An 18,299-nucleotide genomic window follows, 5' to 3' on the forward strand; every position below is an offset into this window, starting at 1 on the left:
CCCGACGTTCTCGGAATCCAGTTATGGCTTCCGTCCGGGACGTTCGGCGCATCAGGCGGTGGCAAAGGCACAAAGCTATATCCAGGCGGGGCATTGCTGGGTTATAGATTTGGATCTGGAGAAATTTTTCGATCGCGTGAGCCACGATATCCTGATGAGTCGGGTGGCAAAGCGGGTGAGCGACAGGCGCGTCCTGAAGCTGATCCGCTCGTTCCTGACGGCAGGCGTGATGGAACACGGGCTGGTTGGCGCAACGGAGGAGGGGACGCCTCAGGGTGGTCCGCTCACGCCATGGACGCAAAAGATAACTTTGAGTTTGAGAGGCAGATTCCGCTGTGCCGGTCCGAATCAGTCCTTGATTTGCGTCACAAGAAGTAATATAAAAACGTCATATGTCGCGCTCAACTCTTTCCGTAAGGGCTCAGCGTTTGAATGCCGCCTTTCATCTGCTTGCCGATGGTTGCAGCCTCAACGAGGCAGCCGGATTCATGGCCGAGCAGCACAGGATTTCGCGGCGCCAGGCCTACCGTTATTTACAAGAGGCACAGCACTTGTCGTCTCCGGTAGCCGTGGCCGAGCCTGCCATTCCGATCACGTTCAAGGTCCCTGCAGACGTTGCACTCACGTTGCGCGCATACGCCCAGGCCAATGATTTGACGATGGGCGAAGCGCTCACGCGTGCCGTCCATGCTTTGCTAGCGAAGGCTGGTGGGCGTGGCTAATCGCCGCCCGCGCAGCCATCACGTTGACCTGGAATATGCGTTTGATCGCCTGCTGGCGAAGAAACTCGGGCAAGTCTATGACATCCTGGTGCCGGATCGTGTACGCCGCACCGGAGAGCAAGCTGGACTCAATGGAGAGGCCGATGAAGGTTGCCGCGATCTACGCCCGGGTATCGTCCGATCAGCAGAAGGAGGAGAAGACCATCGCCAGTCAGACGGCGGCGCTGGTGGAGTTTGCCCGAAGCGAAGGCTACAGCGTGCCGGATGAGTGGATCTTCCAGGACGAAGGCTACAGCGGCGCAAGCCTGGTGAGGCCTGGACTGGAGCGGGTGCGCGACCTGGCGGCGGCGGGCGAGATTCAGGCGGTGCTGGCACTCGCCCCCGATCGCCTGAGTCGTAAATATGCCTACCAGGTGCTGCTCATCGAGGAATTAGCTCGCCACGGCGTGGCGACGATATTCGTCAAGGCGCCGCACTCGGGCACGCCGGAAGATCAATTGCTGTTGCAGTTCCAGGGGATGATCGCTGAGTACGAACGGGCCCAGATCCTCGAACGCTCGAGGCGAGGTAAGCGGCACCGTGCGAAGCAAGGCGAAGTCAGCGTGCTCAGTGGCGCGCCCTACGGTTACCGCTATGAACGCAAAAGCGAGGAACAGCCGGCGCGCTACGCGGTGATCGATGCCGAGGCGCAGGTAGTCCGCCAGATCTACGATCTATACACGACAGGTAGGTTTAGCATCAATGCGATCGCGCGTCGGTTGAGCGAACTGGGCGTTCCCACAAGGAAGGGCGCGGCATGCTGGGAGCACTCCACTGTCTGGGCCATCCTTCGCAATCCTGCCTATCGTGGCATGGCCTGCTTCGGCAAGACCCAACTTGCCGCGCGGGAGCGCACCAACAACCGGACGTTGCGCCAGCGCGGCGGTCTACCCACGCGCAACAGCGCCAATCACGAACTGCCGCGCGATCAATGGATCGGGATTCCGGTTCCCGCGTTGGTCGATCCCGATACTTTCGCGTTGGCGCAGGAACGGCTCGAAAGCAACAGGAAGCACGCTTCGCGTCGCACGCGCGAACCGAGCATTCTCCAGGGGCTTGTGCACTGCCGCCAGTGCGGCTACGCCCTGTACCGGACCTCGACTCGTAGCAGCGCCCGCAAGATTTATTATTACCGCTGTCTGGGCAGTGACGCCTGGCGCTACGACGGCCACGCCCGATGTGACCAGAAGCCTGTTCGGCTCGATCTGCTGGAACACATCGTGTGGTCGGAAATTGTGCACCTGCTGGAGGACCCCTCGCTCATCCAGGCCGAACTGGATCGACGCTTGGAGACGGCACGTAATTCGAGTCCGGCCAGACGTCAGCAGGACCGCGTCACTCAGGAGCTGGCGCAGGCGCAGAAACGTATGGACCGATTGCTCACCGCGTACCAGGAGGACCTGCTTTCTCTGAACGAGTTACGGCGGCGCATGCCTGCGCTTCGACAACGCGAGCAGAGTCTTCAGGAGGAGCTGCGCGGGCTCAGTGCCCAGTTGGTCGACCAGGCGGCTTACCTACGCCTGGCGCAAACGCTAACAGCGTTCCTCGGGCGTTTGCGCAACAGTGCCGCCACCCTCGATGTTCAGGACCGTCAGCGCATCACAAGACTGCTCGTCAAGGAAGTGGTGGTGGCCGATGACCGCATCACCATTCGCCATTCGATTCCCACCACCATGCGACCGCCCGGAGGAAATGGAGGAGGCCCCTCTCGCCTGCCGGGATCTGCGCACGGCGCCCACGCCGACCAAAGTTATCTTTTGCGTCCATGGCGTGCTGTCACCGCTGTTGTCCAATCTGATGCTCGACGATCTTGACAAGCTGCTTGAGCAACGCGGACTGCGGTTCGTGAGGTACGCCGACGACTGTAACGTCTACGTACGCAGCGAACGTGCGGGTCAACGGGTGATGGCTGGGCTGAAAGCCTTCCTCACCAGCAAGCTGAAGTTGAAGGTCAACGAGGCGAAGAGCGCGGTCGCGCGGCCACACACGCGTAAATTCCTTGGATTCACCTTCTCGAACCGAGAACAGGTCGCTCGGCGCATCGCGCCCAAGGCGCTGGCCCGCTTCAAGGATCGAATCCGGGAGTTGACTCAACGCACGCGCGGAATCGGCGTCGACCAGATGATTGGTACGCTGAAACGTTATCTGACGGGTTGGCGTGGTTACTTTGGATATTGCGAGACACCTGGCGTGCTTCGGAAACTGGATGAGTGGATCCGACGGCGCATACGCTGCTTCTTCTGGAAGCAGTGGAAACACCGTGCTGCCCGATTCCGGGAACTGACGACGCGCGGGGTTAACCGTAATCTTGCTGCCCGGACGGTGGGCTCACCTCACGGGGTATGGCGGCTCAGTTGCAGCCCTGCGCTGAGCATCGCCCTGTCCAATCGCTACTTCCGCTCGCTTGGGCTTCCATCGGTCGGTTCATAGTCGATCAACTGATCCGAACCGCCGTGTACGGACCCGTACGCACGGTGGTGTGGGAGGGGTCGGGCCGCGAGGCCTGCCTCTATCCCGATTATGGGTCGCCGGACGCGAGTCTCGATCAGCGCGCGAAGAATTCGGCGCGCATTGTCGCTCGTCAAACAGCGCAGAGTTGACTGGCCGGAGCTTGCCTCCTAGACCCGCATGCGCACAATCCCGCGTGTGCGTTCCCAGCGCAGCGTGCCGAGAAACAGCAGCGCGCACGCGAACAGCACCCAGAGCATGGCGTCGCGGCCCGCGTGCTCCATCAGCGCGCCGGTGACGATCGGGCCGCCGAAGCTCGCCGCGCTCCACGCCGCGCTCACGAGCGCGCTTGCCGAAACGAGCGCCACGCCCTCGAAGCGCTCGCCGCACGCGACGATGGAGAGCGTGTAGATCGAGCCCGCCGCCGCACCCAGCACGAACAACAGCGGCCAGCGCAGCCAGGGCGTCGCGACGGCCAACGGCAGCAGCGGCAAGAGCGCCGCCACGAGCACGCCCATCAGCGCGTGCACGCGTTCGCGGCCGAGCCGGTCGGCAAGCCAGCCGATGGGGAACTGCATGGTGGTGTCGCCCAGGAGCACAGCCGATGCGAACAGCACGGCCGTCTCGCTGTCGATCCCGTGGCCCATCGCGAAGAGCGGCAAGAGCGAGAGCGCGAGCGTGTCGAAGATCGCGAAGAACCCCGTGGCGACGATGATCGCGGGCATCTTCGGCAGGACATGGCGCCAGCTGCCGTGCTTTTCGTGCGACTCCGCACTCTGCGCGCGCGTGCGGATTGCCGCGAGCGTCGGCAGCGCGATCAGGAAGACCGCGCCGCAGATCGCGAAGCGCCACGCCGTGAATTCCGCGATCTGGCTCACGAGCACGGGGCCTGCCATCTGGAACAGCGTGAAGGTGGTCGCGTAGATGCCGACCACGCGGCCGCGGTTGGTGTCGTCGGCGAGCTCGTTGACCCAGGCCTCGCCGATGGTGAAGAGCAGCATCAGCGCCGCGCCGCAGGCCATACGCAAGAGCGCCCAGAGCCACAGGTTCGCGCTGAACTGCATCAGCGCGGTGGCGACGGCGACGGCGAGCACGGCGCCCACGATCACCTGGCGCGAGCCGAAGCGCGTGGTGATCCACGCGGTGGCCGGCACGACGAGGAGCCCGCCGAACGCTTGCGCGGCGGTGAGCAGGCCGACGATGGCGGTGCCGTAGCCGGCGTCGGTGAGGGCGAGGGCGGTGAGCGGCAGGGTTGCGCCGGAGCCGAGGCCGACCACGGCCACGCTCAGGATCAGCGCGAGGAAATCACGCGTGAGGACGGTTTTCATCGGGCCAGATCGTACTACGGGCGAGCGGATACGCGTCGGCGCGCTGCCCGCCGTCTGCACGCGCGTCGTGCACTGGCGTCGCGCGCGCTCGCAGATGCAGTGGGGTTGAAGCGTGATGCGCCGCACAGCGTGCGGTGCAGTGTGCGTTGCGGTGTGCCTCGAAGCGAACGCCGAAATCGACGTCGAAGCGAACGCCGAAGCGCGCCAGCCGCTCAGGCGCAGGAAGTGGGCCCTGCCACCGCCGTGCGTCGGCGCGCGCGCCGGTCGAGCTGCGCCGAGACGAAGGTGAGCCCAAGCGCCGCGAACGCCATGAGGATGCCCACCCACGGCAGCGCGGTGAGCGGCGCGCCCGCGCTGATGGCCGCGCCGCCGAGCCAGGCGCCGCTCGCGTTGCCGAGATTGAAGGCACCCTGGTTGAGCGTGGAGGCGAGGTTCGGCGCATCGCTCGCCCGGTTCACGATGAGCATCTGCAGCGGCGGCACGATAGCGAAGGCGAGCACGCCCCACATGAAGATGGTCGCGACCGCGGCGAATTGATCGTGCATCGTGAACGCAAATACCGCGAGCACCGCGCCAATTGCGGCAATCAGCGAGAGCAGCGAGCGCATGAGCTTCCAGTCGGCGAGCTTGCCGCCGAGCGTGCTGCCCACCGTGAGGCCGAGGCCGAACACCAGCAGCACGAAGGTGACGTCATGCGGCGAGAAGCCCGTGACATCTTCGAGGATCGGCGTGATGTAGGTGAACACCGAGAACAGGCTGGCCGAGGCCAGCACGCTCATGCCGAGCACCATCAGCACCTGCGGGTTCCTGAGCACGCTGAATTCGTGCACGAGGCTCGCCTTGTGCATCTCGATGTGCCTGGGCAGGCAGACCTGGAGCGCCGCCGCCGCGAGCACGCCGATGCCGGTCACGGCCCAGAACGTGGTGCGCCAGCCCGCGAGCTGGCCGAGCGCCGTGCCGAGCGGCACGCCCAGGACGTTTGCAAGCGTGAGGCCGGTGAACATGAGCGCGATGGCCTGGGCGCGGCGGTTGGGTGCCACGAGCCCCGCGGCGACCACCGAGCCGATGCCGAAGAACGCGCCGTGGCAGAACGCGGTGACGATGCGCGCGGCCATCAGGATCGAGTAGTTGGGGGCGAGCGCGCACAGCAGGTTGCCGACGATGAAGATGCCGATCAGGCGCATGAGCGCCGCTTTGCGCGGCACGTTCGCGACGGCGATGGCAACAATGGGCGCGCCGATCGTCACGCCGAGCGCATAGGCCGAGACGAGCATGCCCGCCGCCGGAATCGACACGCTCAAGTCGCGCGCGACGTCGGGCAAGAGGCCCATGATGACGAACTCGGTGGTACCGATACCAAACGCGGCGACGGCAAGGGCAAGAAGGGGCAATGGCATGGGCGTGTGGCGTGGTGAGGTGCGCGTGTCCAGTTCGCGCCGCTCGATGTCGAGTCGCGGCGGGCTGTGCGCGCGTGTCGTGCGTAGCGGGGCTGCACGCGCCCGACTTTGCAGGCGTTTCGGGCTAAAGCGGAGCAACCGAAGTCAAGCCGGGATTGTACTGAAATGCGCCGCGCCGCATGCGGCACGCTTTTCTTGCGTTCTTCTTACGCAACAGTCGCGAGGCGCGGACGGCCTTGACGATTTCTTCAGCTTGCGTCCACGGTGCGCCCCGCAGGCGCGCCGCAGCATTAGCGGCTCGCACACAGACCTTGAAGAATCAGCCATCGAGCGGATCGCCATGGCGGCCCGCGCCCGCGGCGAAGCGCGCGGCCAGCGCGAGCCCTTCGTCCATGACTGCGCGATAGCCGCCTGCGCCTTCGCGGCGCAACGCTTCGCCGAGATCGGCCAGCGTGCTGTTTTCCCACGCCGAGCGGCGGTCGGCCAGCAAGGCCGCCTGCGGGAATGCCGCGAGTTGCGCCGCGAGCGCCTCGGCTTGTTCGCGCGCCGTCCCCGGCTTCACGACGCGGTTTGCAAGGCCGAAGGCGAGCGCTTCTTGCGCGTTCACGGCGCGCCCGGTGAGAATCAGATCGAGTGCATGCGATAGTCCAATGAGACGCGGCAGGCGTACGCTACCGCCATCGATGAGCGGCACGCCCACACGCCGGCAGAACACGCCGAGTACGGCGTCCTCTTCGACGACGCGCAGATCGCAGAGGAGCGCGAGCTCGAGGCCCCCGGCGACGGCGTATCCCGCGATGGCGGCGATGGCCGGCTTGGCGAGCATCATGCGCGTGGGGCCGAGGGGGCCGGGGCCGCTGCCGTCGGGGTGGACTTCGTTGCGCCTTGCGTCGTCGTTGAGCGCGCCCAGGTCGGCGCCTGCGCAAAATGTGCCGCCTGCGCCGAACAGGACCGCCGCGCGCCATTGCGGATTCGCTTCGAAGCGCGCGAAGGCGGCGGCCAGCGCCTCGGCTACCGGGCGGTCGATGGCATTGCGCCGTTCGGGCCGCTCGAGCACGATGGTCGCGACCTGAGCGCGCGCTTCGATACGCACGTGGTTGCCAAAGGTTTCGGTGCGAGCGGGAGGGGTGGGATTCGCATTGTCCATTGGCTTGTTTCCTGACGCACAGACAGCTTGCGCATTCATGGTGCATAGGTCACGAAAATTTCACGAATCCCTCGTAGCTTAGGCCGCTTTTCACTACTACTACGAGAGACGCGCCCTTCGCATGCCGCCGACGTCCCTGCCCACGCCTACCGAGATGCCTTCGACCCCGTCACCGCAGCCGTCCGGACCCTACTGGGTCGTGCCGGTGCCGGCCCATCAGCCCTACGACCACGTGCGCTTCAAGCGCGTCTTCACGACGGACGGCACGCGTCACGAAGTGGTGATCGTCGACCTGCACAAGCTGCTGGTCTGCGCCGAGCGCGACGACACGGACTACGTGCTCAAGCCCGTCGACGACTGGCATGCGGGCAAGGTGCGCGGCATCCGCGAGTTTCTCGACCCGCGCAACGAGCGGGTGCCGCAGATGCCCTACGTGACGATCGCGAGGCGGCGCGCGGCCGGGCTCGCGGGTTGGCTCGGCCTCGCGCACGTGGGCGTGGTGGCCTTTCGCAACGGCCAGCATCGAGCGCGCTACCTCGCATGGGCGGGCGCGACGTGGCTGCCGGTGGAGGTGCATGAGCGCGAAGCGCCGCTGCTGCGCGAACTGTGCGGCGCGGCAAACCTCGATGAAGACGGGGAAGGCGGGGTGCAGCGGCAGGAATAGTGGCGCTCGACGACCGTTCAAGCACTGCCTTGAGCCTGCTGCGTCTGGGTCCGGCTTGTGCCGGCTGGTGCCTGATCGACGCCTGATTTGTGCTCAGCCGGCCTTCAATTGCCGTTCATCGCGTGCAGCGCGGGACTGCTGCCGAGGAGCGTGCTACCGATCGGCAGCCGCGCCGCTGGACTGGTGGCAAGGACCGCAGCAGGCGAGGCCGTCGTTTTGCCGTCGGCATCGTTTGCACACTGGAAATGCTCGACGGCGTAATCGACGAAGCGCAGCGTTTTTGCGGGCAGATACTGGCGGTTCGGATAGACGATCGACATGTGGGCCTCGGGGTCGTCGATCTCGTATTCGGGCAACAGGCGGATCAGCGTGCCGGCGGCGAAGTCGTCGGCGACGAGCGACGCCGGCACGACCGCCACGCCCATGCCCGCGAGCGCGGCGTGCCGCACCATCAGCATGTTGTTCACCGCATAGGCCGGGCTCAGCGTGATTTGTTGCGCTTGCTCGCCTGGTTTCGCGAACTGCCAGCTGACACTGCGCTCTTCGGGGGGCAAGGTCACCGCGGCGTGACGCGCGAGCTGCGCGGGCGTGGCGGGTTCGCCATGCTCGGCGATCCAGCCGGGTGAGGCGCATGGCACGAACGTTGCCACGCCGAGTGCTTGCTCGACGACCTCCATGTCGTTGTTGCGCCCGTTGCGCGCGGGCTGGGCCGCGACGATACCCACGTCGAACCGGTCCTCGACGAGATCGATTTGCCGCTCGGCCAGCGTGAGGTGCACGTTCACGCGCGGATAGCGCCGCCGATAGCCGTCGATGAGCGGCGTGAGCGTGACGAGCGAGAGCGTGCTGGCCGCCGCCACGCGCAGCGTGCCGGCCGGTTCGCGCTCGGTGTGCGCAAGCGCGTTTTCGAGGTGGTCGAGTTCTTCGAGCACGCTGCGGCAGCCCTCGAGATAGCGCAGCCCCGCTTCGGTGAGCGAAAGATTACGCGTGGTGCGGTTGATGAGCCGCGTATTGAGGTGCGCTTCGAGCATCGCAACCGAGCGGGTGACCAGTGCATTCGAGACGTCGAGTTGTTGCGCGGCCCGGCGAAAGCTTTGCGATTCCGCAACCCTGACGAAGACGCGCATGGCGTGTATTTGATTCATCGAATTTCGCCTCGTATGCTTGATGCATTTACAGGGTTAAGGGGCGTTCTGTTCGACATTGCGGCTGTATCGTTTGGCGATGGAGCACGCTTGCTGCGGCGTCGTGGCCGCGTTATTAGTCAGAAAATAATATTGACAGTCGTCAGGAATTGCAATATCTATCTCAATCGATGCCGGTGTTTCAGTGCAGTAAAGGGTGAATTGCCGGGTAGTAAGGGTATTGGGCAATGCGTAAGGGTATTGGGCAATGAGTAAGGGTATTGGGCAATGCGGCCTGCAATCGAAGCCAATTGCCTGATTCAACGGCGCGCAAGTGATGCGCAGTACGCTTTTCCTGTATGGTGTGCTTCGTGAGGAATGCCTGTCTGGCGGGGCTGTGGCATTGGTTGTTCCGGAACGTTTGTTTTCAATGAATTGAAGGCTTTGTTGCAGAATCGCTTAACATTTTCCGCGCGATTTTGATTTGGGTTCGCTGGTTTTTTTGCGCATCGCGCCAAAATGTCACGAAGCATCGGGATAAAGATGTGCATGCCGCGCGCATGTTTTTTTATGCTTTTCTCTGAAAACTAAAACGTAAATCGGCAGACCAGACATGATCGTCGAATTGCTGAAGTCGCAGCCCGAGATTGCCCTGTTTGTCAGCCTCGCGCTCGGTTATTTGATCGGTTCAATCCGCTTTGGGCCGATTTCGCTCGGCGGCGTGTGCGGCACGCTGATCGTCGCGCTCGTGCTGGGCCAGACGGGCGCGCGCATCTCGCCCGATCTCAAGAACGTCGCCTTTGCGCTGTTCATCTTCGCGCTCGGCTTCACGGGCGGCCCGCAGTTCTTCGCAAACGTCGGGCGTGGCTGGCGCTATGGACTCCTGTCGATCATCGAAATCGTCTCGGTCATGACGCTCATCATGATCGCGGTCGTCACGATGAAGCTCGATGCGGGCACGGCCGCCGGGCTGCTGGCGGGCGCCGCCACCGAGTCGGCCGTGATCGGCACGGCCTCGGAGGCCATCACGAAGCTCGGCTTGAGCGACGCCCAGGTGAGCACGCTGCAGGCGCACGTGGTGACCGCCTATAGCGTGAGCTACCTTTTTGGCCTGATCACCATCGTGCTGTTCACGAGCCAGATTGGGCCCATTCTCATGCGCGTGAACGTGCGCGAGGAGGCCGCGCGTCTCTTTCGCAAGCTCGGCGGCGACGGCGTGCTCGACGACGGCCAGCGGCTCGCGCTGCCGCCGCTCGAGGGCCGCGCGTTCGAGGTCGGACCGGCCGCGGGCACTCAGGTCTCGGCGTTCGAGGCGCGCTTTGGCAACAACATCACGGTCGAACAGGTCCTGCGCGAGCAGCGCCAGATCAATACTGACGCGCAGTTTGTGCTGCAGATGGGCGACATCGTGTTCATCGGCGGGAGGCGAGAAGCCGTGGTGGAGGCAGCGGGCAGTCTGGGCGCCGAAGTCTCCGGCGAGGGCTTCGTGAAGCTCTTCGCGCAGCGCACGGACGTGATGCTCACGCGCCGCGAAGCCAACGGCCTCACGCTTGCGCAGATGCGCGAGCGTGCCGATCCGGAAGCGGGGCGCGGTATCTACGTGGGCGCGATCACGCGCCTCGACACCACCGTGCCCGCGCTGCCCGGCACCGTGGTGCACCGCGGCGACGTGCTCACGCTGATCGGCTCGCCCGCCGACGTCGCGCGCGGCGCGAAGCGCCTCGGCTACGTAATCCAGCAGACCCAGAAGACCGACTTCGTCTACCTCGGCCTGGGCGTGCTCGTGGGCATGATGATCGGCCGTTTCGGCGTGAGGGTAGGCGGCGTGGCGCTCGAACTCGGCACGGGCGGCGGGTGTCTGCTCTCGGGCCTCTTCTTCGGCTGGCTGCGCTCGCATTTTCCCGTGGTCGGCTCGCTGCCCTCGGCTGCGGCGCAGGTGCTCAAGGACTTCGGCCTCGCGACCTTCATCGCGGCCGTGGGCCTGTCGGCGGGACCAGACGCCATCAAGCTCGTGCGCGAATACGGTCTCGCGCTGCCACTTGCCGGCATCCTGATGGTGCTCATTCCGGGCCTGCTCTCGCTGTGGATCGGGCGCATGTTCCTCAAGCTCGAAGCGCCGATGCTGCTCGGCGCGATTGCTGGCCAGCAGTGCAGCACGCCGGCGATCAGTGCGCTCGTGGGCGTGACCGGCAATTCGACGCCGGTGATCGGCTACACGATCACCTATGCGCTGTCGAACATTCTGTTGCCGCTCATGGGGCCTGTGGTGGTCGGCCTCGCGACGAAATTCGGCTGAGTTTTGCTTCAGCAGTGGTGCGCGCGGTGTTAGTGGACATCGCGCGCGCCGAACCCGTCCGCGGTCGAATACGGCCGCGATATCTCAAAACTGGCGCGCTTTCATCATGCCGCCCAACAGGTCGTCCAACTGGCCGTCCAACTGGCCGTTCAACTTCAACGGCAGCAAGCAGTTACTTCTACCCATGCGAGGGCACGATGGAATGGCTACATGACATCTTTCATAAATCCCCGGAAATCGCCTTGTTTCTCTCACTGGCGGTCGGCTACTGGATCGGCCAGATCAACTTCGGCAAGTTCCAGCTAGGCGGCGTGGGCGGGTCGCTGATCGCCGCCGTCGTGATCAGTCAGGTAGGCGTGACGGTCGACAATGGCGTGAAGGCGGTGATGTTCGCGGTCTTCATTTATGCCGTGGGCTACGACTCCGGGCCGGGCTTTTTCAACTCGCTGAACCGCAAGACGCTGCGCGAGATCGCGATGGCCGTGTTCATGGCCGTCTCGGGTCTCATCACCGTGCTCGTCTGCGCCAAGCTCTTTCACCTCGACAAGGGCCTTGCCGCCGGCCTCGCCGCAGGCGGCATGACGCAATCGGCGATCATCGGCACCGCGGGCGACGCCATTGCGCGCCTGGGCTTGCCGGCCGACCAGGTGAAGGCCATGCAGGCCAATGTCGCGGTTGGCTACGCGGTGACCTATGTGTTCGGCTCGCTTGGCGCGATCATCGTCTGCGTGAACATCCTGCCGAAGTTCATGGGCCGCAGCCTCAAGGACGCCTCCATGGACGCCGAGCGCGAGATGTCCGGCGGCGACGCCGCGGCGGGTCCGGGCCAGATTTCGGCGCTGCCGGACCTGTTCGGCCGCGTGTTCCAGGTTCAAGCGGCGGCAGGCAAGACCGTCAAGCAGATTGAAGTGGCCGAGAAGGATCTCGTCGCCATCGAGAAGGTCCGCCGCGCGGGCAAGCTCGTCGATCCCACGCCCGACTTCGTGCTGAGCCGCGACGACCTCGTGCTCGTGGTCGGCCGCCGCGAGCAGATGGTCGAGGTGGGCGCGCTGATCGGGCCGGAAATGCCGGACTCGGGCGGCATGAGCCTCGTGATGCAGACGCGCCAGGTGGTGTTCACGGCGAAGGGCATGAATCACACGACGATCGCCGAAGTGCGCAAGAACGTCGACCGCGATCAGCGCCACGGCGTGTACATCGAGAAGATCGAGCGCGCGGGGCAGCCCGTGCCGGTCCTGCCGGGCACGAAGCTGGAGCACGGCGACGTGGTGACCGTCTACGGTACGTCGACCGACACCAAGCGGGCCGTGCAGGCGGCCGGCTATGAGCTCCCATACAGCAACAAGACCGACTTCATCTACATGGGCGTGGGTCTCGTGCTCGGTCTGCTGATCGGTCTCATCGTCATCAACGTGGCAGGCATTCCGCTCACGCTCGGCTCGGGCGGCGGCTGCCTGCTCGCGGGTCTGGTGTTCGGCTGGATGCGCGGCAAGCATCCGATGTACGGCGTGATGCCGACGGCGGCCTCGCAACTGCTCAAGGATTTCGGTCTCGCGGCGTTCGTCGCGGTGGTGGGGCTGAATTCCGGGCTGCAGGCCGTGGTGACGATCAAGCAGAGCGGCATCACGATCTTCCTGCTCGGTGTGGTCGTGACCCTCGTGCCGCTGTTCCTCACGATGCTGTTTGGCCGCTACGTGCTCAAGTACAACAACGCGGCGATTCTCGCGGGCGCGCTGTCCGGCGCACGCAGTGCGAACCCGGCCTTCGGCGGCATTCTCGACAAGGCCGAGAGCGCCGTGCCGACGGTGCCGTTCGCCATCACCTATGCGATCGCCAACGTGCTGCTCACGCTGCTCGGGCCGCTTGTGGTCGGTCTCGCATGAGATGAAGTCAATACGGGCCGCGCGCAGCGCCGTACACGCGCAGGCCCGAGCGCATCGATCTGTCGAAACCGCGTGCCGCTTGCGCGCAAGGCGTCAAACGCAAGCAAGGGCGGCACGCCCAACGTCTTCCAACGGAGAGCATCATGGCAAAAGGTAAAGGCAACGACACGAAGGAAAAGGCAGGCCTTGAGGCACTGAGCCCGTTCGAGCTCAAGGACGAACTGATCAAGGCGGCCGGTGGCGGCGCGACCGAGCGCCCGGCCAACTTTTCGATGCTCAACGCCGGCCGCGGCAATCCCAACTTCCTCGCCACGATTCCGCGTCACGGCTTCTGGCAACTCGGCCTGTTCGCCATGCGCGAGTCGGAGCGCTCGTTCGCCTATATGCCCGAGGGCGTGGGCGGCTTCCCGCAGCGCGCGGGCATTGTCGAGCGTTTCGATTTGTTCGTGCGCGAGAACAAGGGCCAGCCGGGCATCGAATTCCTGGCGGGCGCCGTGTCGTACGTGCGCGACCAGATGGGCCTTTCGGCGGGCGATTTCCTCTACGAAATGTGCGAAGGCATCCTGGCCTGCAACTATCCGGTGCCGGACCGCATGCTCAAGCTCTCCGAGATCATTGTCGGCCAGTACCTGCGCCGCGAGATGATCGGCAAGCATCCGTTCGTGGGCGAGATGGACGTGTTCGCGGTGGAGGGCGGCACCGCGGCCATGACGTACATCTTCAACACCATGCGCGAGAACTTCCTGATCAAGAAGGGCGACACCATCGCGCTCGGCATGCCGATTTTCACGCCGTACATCGAGATTCCCGAGCTCAACGACTACCAGCTCAACGTCGTGCATGTGAACGCGACCGTCGAGAACAACTGGCAGTACTCGAAGAAGGAGCTAGACAAGCTGCGCGACCCGAAGATCAAGGCATTCTTCCTCGTCAATCCGAGCAACCCGCCTTCGGTCAAGATCGACGACGCCAGCCTCGAATACATCGCCGAGATCGTGAAGGAGCGCCCGGACCTCATCCTGCTCACCGATGACGTCTATGGCACCTTCGCCGATAACTTCGTCTCGCTCTTCGCGCTGGCACCGAAGAACACGATTCTCGTGTACTCCTATTCGAAGTACTTCGGCGCGACGGGCTGGCGTCTGGGCGCGATCGCCACGCATCGCGAGAACGTGCTGGACGCCGCGCTCGCGAAGCTCTCGAAGGAGCAGAAGAAGGAACTGCACCATCGCTACGAGTCGATCACGACGGAGCCGGACAAGCTCAAGTTCATCGACCGGCTGGTGGCGGACAGCCGCACCGTTGCGCTCAATCACACGGCCGGCCTCTCGACGCCGCAGCAGGTGCAGATGGTGCTGTTCTCGCTGTTCTCGTTGATGGACACGCCCGACGCCTACAAGAATGCGCTCAAGCGCCTGATCCGCAGCCGCAAGCGCGCGCTCTACGAGGAGATGGGCATTGCCGTCGACGAGGGCGACCCCAATCAGGTCGACTACTACACGATTATCGACATGGAGTATCTGGGCGAGAAGCGCTTCGGCCGTGAATTCGTCGACTGGCTGCTCAAGCAGGTTCAGCCCAACGAACTGCTGTTCCGTCTCGCGAGCGAGGCGCGCGTCGTGCTCCTGCCGGGCAAGGGCTTCGGCACGCCGCATCCCTCGGGCCGCGTGTCGCTCGCGAACCTGAACGAAGCGGATTATCGCAAGATCGGGCGCGCGATGCGCAAGCTCAGCGAGGAGTACGTGCAGCGCTATAACGAGGCCACGGGCAAAAACCTCGATCCGAATGCCGTGAAGAAGTAAAAAAGGCGGGGGTGGCGCTCGTTTGGCCATTGAGCTGTGGCTGGCCATTCGGGACGCCGCAACGCGTAAAAAAACCGCACCCGGCGCAACGCGCTGGGTGCGGTTTTGCTTTTTGCCGCGCGCTTATTCCGCCTTCGATGCGATGGTGCCGCCTTGCGCGGCGTTGCGCACGCTCTTGCGATGGAGCGAGACCGAAAGCGCCACGGCCGCCGCAGCTGCGATCGCCGCGAACAGATACACCGACCCATAGCCGAACAGATTCGCGACATAACCCGCGAGCGGCCCGGTGATGCCGAGCGAGAGGTCGAGAAACACCGAGTAGGCCGAGAGTGCCGCGCCGCGGCTCGCCGCCGGCACGAGACCGACAGCCTCCACGCCCAGCGCCGGGAACACCAGCGCGAAGCCGAAGCCCGTGAGCGCCGCGCCCACCAGCGCGACATGCGGCGTGGGCGCGAGCCACAGCAGCAAGAGACCGACGCATTCGCACGAAAACGATGCAATCGCCACGCGAAAGCCGCCGAACGTCTTGATCGTGTTCGCGAACAAGAGGCGCGCGCCGATGAACATGAGCCCGAACAGCGTGAGCGAGAAGGCCGCGTTGGACCAGTGGCGCGCCGCATAGAACAGCGTGATGAAGGTGGCGATCGAGCCGAAGCCCGCCGACCCGAGCGCGAGGCCGAGGCCATGCGGCAGCACGCGCGTGAGCACGCTGCGATACGACATGCGCTCGCCGTGCACGATCGGCACCGGCGCGATCGGGCGCGCGAGCCAGAAGCCCAGCGCGGCCAGCGCGATCACCGAAACGCCGAGCGTCCAGAAACCGAGGTAATGCGTCATTTCCACGCCGAGCGGGGCGCCGATGGCGAGCGCGCCATAGGTGGCGATGCCGTTCCACGAGATCACGCGCGCGTTGTGCGCGGTGCCCACGCGGCCGATGCCCCAGAGAATCGCGCCTGTGCCGCACAGGCTTTCGCCGCAGCCGAGCATGAGGCGGCTCGTCACGAGCAGCGCGAGCGAGAGCGCCGGCCAGTGCGCGACGAGCGTCGCGAGCAGCAACAGCACGCCGCTCGCGCCACAGCCGATCATCCCGATCGTCACGGTCTTCTTGGGCCCGAGCGTATCGGCCGAGCGCCCGGCCAGCGCCCGCGAGCAGAGCGTCGCGATGTATTGCACGCTGATCGCCCCGCCGGCCACGATCGTGCTGAAGCCGAGGTCGTTGTGCACGTAGCCCGGCAGAACGGCGAGCGGAATGCCGATGGTCAGGTAGCAGAGGAAGGTGAAAAAGACGACCGGGATGATCTGCAAGGTCGTCGACGCGGCGTTGCGCTCGGGCGCTGAATCGGCGGACATGGGGAAAACGAGGATGGATAACGGCGGGAAAGCCGTGATTCTCCCATGGAACCGGTTCTTCCGCAGATGTTGAAAAGGTGTTCCAACGGGTTGAACAGGCGATTTTCCGTGCGTTTTCGCGTCCGACGCGGCATATCGTGCTCAGGGGGAGATGAGCGGAATTGAGCGACGATGGCCGCATTTCAGCCGCTTGTGGCATCCGGGCGGGCGTGCTGCGACTTGCTTGCCTCTCCTTGGTGCACGGGCTCAGGCCCGGAATTGGCTGATTTGCACGAAACGGGTTTCCAATAGCGCGATTCGGCCAACTACACATAAGTGCAGCGAAACCGCAATCCGACGATTTATCGCATCAACGATATATCCCCCATGTACCTCTGCCTATGGGTTCTCAATATTGGCAGTGATAGTTTTCGAACCGTCCACAGAAGCGCGGTACACGCAGACCCCCTCGGGCAGTCCAGCGAGCCGCAGAACACGACGAGACAGAAATCATGAGTCAGCAGCCGATCCGCTTTTATCACCGCAACGCCGTTCGCGAAGTCAGCGACGCCGATGTCACCCGCACCGTTCTCCAGTACCTGCGCGAAGACGCGCGCTGTACCGGCACCAAGGAGGGCTGTGCCGAAGGCGACTGCGGCGCGTGCACGGTCGTTGTCGGCGAGCGCACGGCCGAAGGCGGCGTGAGCTTCAAGGCCGTCAACGCCTGCATCCAGTTCCTGCCCACGCTCGACGGCAAGGCGCTCTTCACCGTCGAAGACCTGCGCCAGCCCGACGGCTCGCTGCACCCCGTGCAGCAGGCGATGGTGGACTGCCACGGCTCGCAATGCGGCTTCTGCACGCCCGGTTTCGTCATGTCGATGTGGGCGCTCTACGAAAAGCACGGCCATGAGCACGCCGGTCAGGCGGGGCATGCCGGGCACGCTGGCCAGGGCTGCCCGGGCAAGGCGGCCTGCAGCGTGCCCTCGCGCGACGAGATCGCCAACGCGCTGACCGGCAACCTGTGCCGCTGCACGGGCTATCGCCCGATCCTCGACGCCGCCGAGCAGATGTTCAAGGCCGACACGCCGAAACAGCCCATCGACGTGAAGGCGCTCGCGCAGACGCTCGCCACGCTCGAGCGCGGCGAGACGTTCCACTACGAGCACAAGGGCCAGCAATACGACGCGCCGCGCACCGTCGACGCGTTCGCCGAGATCAAGGCCGCGCGCCCCAACACGCGCATTCTCGCGGGCAGCACCGACATTGGCCTGTGGGTCACCAAGCAGATGCGCCAACTGGGCGACATCGTCTACGTGGGCCAGGTCGAGTCGATGCGCCAGATCGACGTGAGCGATGAATGGATCGAGATCGGCGCGGGCGTGACGGTCGAGCGTGGCTACGCGGAACTCGCGAAGCACTATCCCGAGCTGGAAGAAATGTGGCAGCGCTTCGCTTCGCTGCCGATCCGCAACGCGGGCACGATCGGCGGCAACGTCGCGAACGGCTCGCCGATCGGCGACTCGATGCCGGGCCTGATCGCACTGGGCGCGCGCGTGGTGCTGCGCGGCGGCGACACGGTGCGCGAGATGGCGCTCGAAGACCTCTACCTGGCGTACCAGAAGAAGGACATGGCCGAGCACGAGTTCGTGCTTGCGCTGAAGGTGCCGACCCGCACCGGCGCGCGCGCGAACCTGAAATTCCGCACCTACAAGATTTCGAAGCGCTTCGACTCCGATATTTCGGCGGTGTGCGCAGCGTTCTCGTTCATCGCCGATGGCGACACGATCCGCGAGCCGCGCATCGCGTTTGGCGGCATGGCGGCCACGCCCAAGCGCGCGACCCACACGGAAGGCGTGCTCGCCGACGCGCAATGGCACGAAGCCACCGCGCAGGCGGCCATGATCGCGATGGCCAACGACTACGCGCCGCTCTCCGACATGCGCGCGACGAGCGACTATCGCCTCGAAGCCGCGAAGAACACGCTTTATCGCTTCTGGCTGGAAACGCGGCCGAACAATCCGCTCGCGCCGCAAGCGCTCAACGTGCGCGCCGTCGCGGCCGAGTCTGCACACAGCGCAGCTTGATACACCAGGAAACGGACAACATACGGAGATCGAAAC

The 18,299-nt window shown here is 64.8% G+C and carries 13 protein-coding genes and 1 pseudogene; 9 read left to right on the plus strand and 5 right to left on the minus strand.

Annotation, left to right across the window (positions count from 1 at the left end; genetic code table 11):
• From BO1_RS62130 to BO1_RS53555, 4 genes and pseudogenes are all read left to right on the plus strand, one after another.
• Nucleotides 1-316 (plus strand): annotated as a pseudogene (locus BO1_RS62130) (reverse transcriptase domain-containing protein); the annotation flags it as partial.
• 76 nt (nucleotides 317-392) lie between these two features.
• Nucleotides 393-722, plus strand: coding sequence for a hypothetical protein (locus BO1_RS62135; protein WP_043287372.1), 330 nt, complete (start codon nucleotides 393-395; stop codon nucleotides 720-722).
• Between the two features lie 143 nt (nucleotides 723-865).
• The gene (locus BO1_RS53550) at nucleotides 866-2,575 is read left to right on the plus strand and encodes a recombinase family protein (protein WP_043287373.1); all 1,710 of its coding nucleotides are present in this window, start codon (nucleotides 866-868) and stop codon (nucleotides 2,573-2,575) included.
• On the plus strand, nucleotides 2,559-3,191 hold the full coding sequence (locus tag BO1_RS53555) for a group II intron maturase-specific domain-containing protein (RefSeq protein WP_043287374.1): 633 nt from the start codon (nucleotides 2,559-2,561) through the stop codon (nucleotides 3,189-3,191). The genes BO1_RS53550 and BO1_RS53555 overlap by 17 nt, the downstream gene beginning before the upstream one ends.
• Before the next feature lie 188 nt (nucleotides 3,192-3,379).
• Here the strand turns inward: BO1_RS53555 and BO1_RS31470 are convergent, their stop codons facing one another.
• The 3 genes from BO1_RS31470 to BO1_RS31480 form a co-directional block, all read right to left on the minus strand.
• Nucleotides 3,380-4,597: an MFS transporter gene (locus BO1_RS31470; protein WP_407670025.1), complete on the minus strand. Its 1,218-nt coding sequence runs from the start codon at nucleotides 4,595-4,597 to the stop codon at nucleotides 3,380-3,382.
• A gap of 152 nt (nucleotides 4,598-4,749) precedes the next feature.
• Nucleotides 4,750-5,934, minus strand: coding sequence for an MFS transporter (locus BO1_RS31475; RefSeq protein WP_028220952.1), 1,185 nt, complete (start codon nucleotides 5,932-5,934; stop codon nucleotides 4,750-4,752).
• A 319-nt stretch (nucleotides 5,935-6,253) separates the two neighbouring features.
• Entirely contained in the window at nucleotides 6,254-7,081 is an 828-nt protein-coding gene (locus BO1_RS31480; RefSeq protein ID WP_043287376.1) for a crotonase/enoyl-CoA hydratase family protein, read from the minus strand.
• A 121-nt stretch (nucleotides 7,082-7,202) separates the two neighbouring features.
• Here BO1_RS31480 and BO1_RS53560 point away from each other — a divergent pair, with 121 nt between their 5' ends.
• Entirely contained in the window at nucleotides 7,203-7,745 is a 543-nt protein-coding gene (locus BO1_RS53560; protein ID WP_407670023.1) for a plasmid fertility inhibition factor family protein, read from the plus strand.
• 104 nt (nucleotides 7,746-7,849) lie between these two features.
• On the opposite strand, the gene BO1_RS53565 is transcribed toward BO1_RS53560, so the two are convergent.
• On the minus strand, nucleotides 7,850-8,890 hold the full coding sequence (locus BO1_RS53565; protein WP_063744732.1) for a LysR family transcriptional regulator: 1,041 nt from the start codon (nucleotides 8,888-8,890) through the stop codon (nucleotides 7,850-7,852).
• A gap of 592 nt (nucleotides 8,891-9,482) precedes the next feature.
• Here BO1_RS53565 and aspT (BO1_RS31495) point away from each other — a divergent pair.
• From aspT (BO1_RS31495) to BO1_RS31510, 3 genes are all read left to right on the plus strand, one after another.
• The gene (gene aspT / locus BO1_RS31495; RefSeq protein WP_028220954.1) at nucleotides 9,483-11,165 is read left to right on the plus strand and encodes an aspartate-alanine antiporter; all 1,683 of its coding nucleotides are present in this window, start codon (nucleotides 9,483-9,485) and stop codon (nucleotides 11,163-11,165) included.
• A 197-nt stretch (nucleotides 11,166-11,362) separates the two neighbouring features.
• Entirely contained in the window at nucleotides 11,363-13,048 is a 1,686-nt protein-coding gene (gene aspT / locus BO1_RS31505) for an aspartate-alanine antiporter (RefSeq protein WP_028220955.1), read from the plus strand.
• A 143-nt stretch (nucleotides 13,049-13,191) separates the two neighbouring features.
• A complete protein-coding gene (locus BO1_RS31510; RefSeq protein WP_028220956.1) occupies nucleotides 13,192-14,850 on the plus strand; it encodes a bifunctional aspartate transaminase/aspartate 4-decarboxylase in 1,659 nt (552 codons plus the stop codon).
• Nucleotides 14,851-14,973: 123 nt separating this feature from the next.
• On the opposite strand, the gene BO1_RS31515 is transcribed toward BO1_RS31510, so the two are convergent.
• Nucleotides 14,974-16,200, minus strand: a complete 1,227-nt coding sequence (locus tag BO1_RS31515; RefSeq protein WP_028220957.1) for an MFS transporter — start codon at nucleotides 16,198-16,200, stop codon at nucleotides 14,974-14,976.
• Nucleotides 16,201-16,691: 491 nt separating this feature from the next.
• Here BO1_RS31515 and xdhA point away from each other — a divergent pair, with 491 nt between their 5' ends.
• Nucleotides 16,692-18,263, plus strand: coding sequence for a xanthine dehydrogenase small subunit (gene xdhA / locus BO1_RS31520; protein WP_043287379.1), 1,572 nt, complete (start codon nucleotides 16,692-16,694; stop codon nucleotides 18,261-18,263).
• Nucleotides 18,264-18,299: the final 36 nt, after the last annotated feature.

The organism is Paraburkholderia oxyphila NBRC 105797, assembly GCF_000685075.1.
GTDB classification, from domain to species: domain Bacteria; phylum Pseudomonadota; class Gammaproteobacteria; order Burkholderiales; family Burkholderiaceae; genus Paraburkholderia; species Paraburkholderia oxyphila.

Bases quoted from the DNA above. Each gene is read 5' to 3' on its own strand.
- BO1_RS53555 (WP_043287374.1), top strand. From the start codon at position 2,559: ATGCTCGACGATCTTGACAAGCTGCTTGAGCAACGCGGACTGCGGTTC.
- BO1_RS62135 (WP_043287372.1), top strand. From the start codon at position 393: ATGTCGCGCTCAACTCTTTCCGTAAGGGCTCAGCGTTTGAATGCCGCC.
- BO1_RS53565 (WP_063744732.1), bottom strand. From the start codon at position 8,890: ATGAATCAAATACACGCCATGCGCGTCTTCGTCAGGGTTGCGGAATCG.
- BO1_RS31515 (WP_028220957.1), bottom strand. From the start codon at position 16,200: ATGTCCGCCGATTCAGCGCCCGAGCGCAACGCCGCGTCGACGACCTTG.
- BO1_RS31480 (WP_043287376.1), bottom strand. From the start codon at position 7,081: ATGGACAATGCGAATCCCACCCCTCCCGCTCGCACCGAAACCTTTGGC.
- BO1_RS31475 (WP_028220952.1), bottom strand. From the start codon at position 5,934: ATGCCATTGCCCCTTCTTGCCCTTGCCGTCGCCGCGTTTGGTATCGGT.
- BO1_RS53550 (WP_043287373.1), top strand. From the start codon at position 866: ATGAAGGTTGCCGCGATCTACGCCCGGGTATCGTCCGATCAGCAGAAG.
- xdhA (WP_043287379.1), top strand. From the start codon at position 16,692: ATGAGTCAGCAGCCGATCCGCTTTTATCACCGCAACGCCGTTCGCGAA.
- aspT (WP_028220955.1), top strand. From the start codon at position 11,363: ATGGAATGGCTACATGACATCTTTCATAAATCCCCGGAAATCGCCTTG.
- BO1_RS53560 (WP_407670023.1), top strand. From the start codon at position 7,203: ATGCCGCCGACGTCCCTGCCCACGCCTACCGAGATGCCTTCGACCCCG.
- BO1_RS31510 (WP_028220956.1), top strand. From the start codon at position 13,192: ATGGCAAAAGGTAAAGGCAACGACACGAAGGAAAAGGCAGGCCTTGAG.
- aspT (WP_028220954.1), top strand. From the start codon at position 9,483: ATGATCGTCGAATTGCTGAAGTCGCAGCCCGAGATTGCCCTGTTTGTC.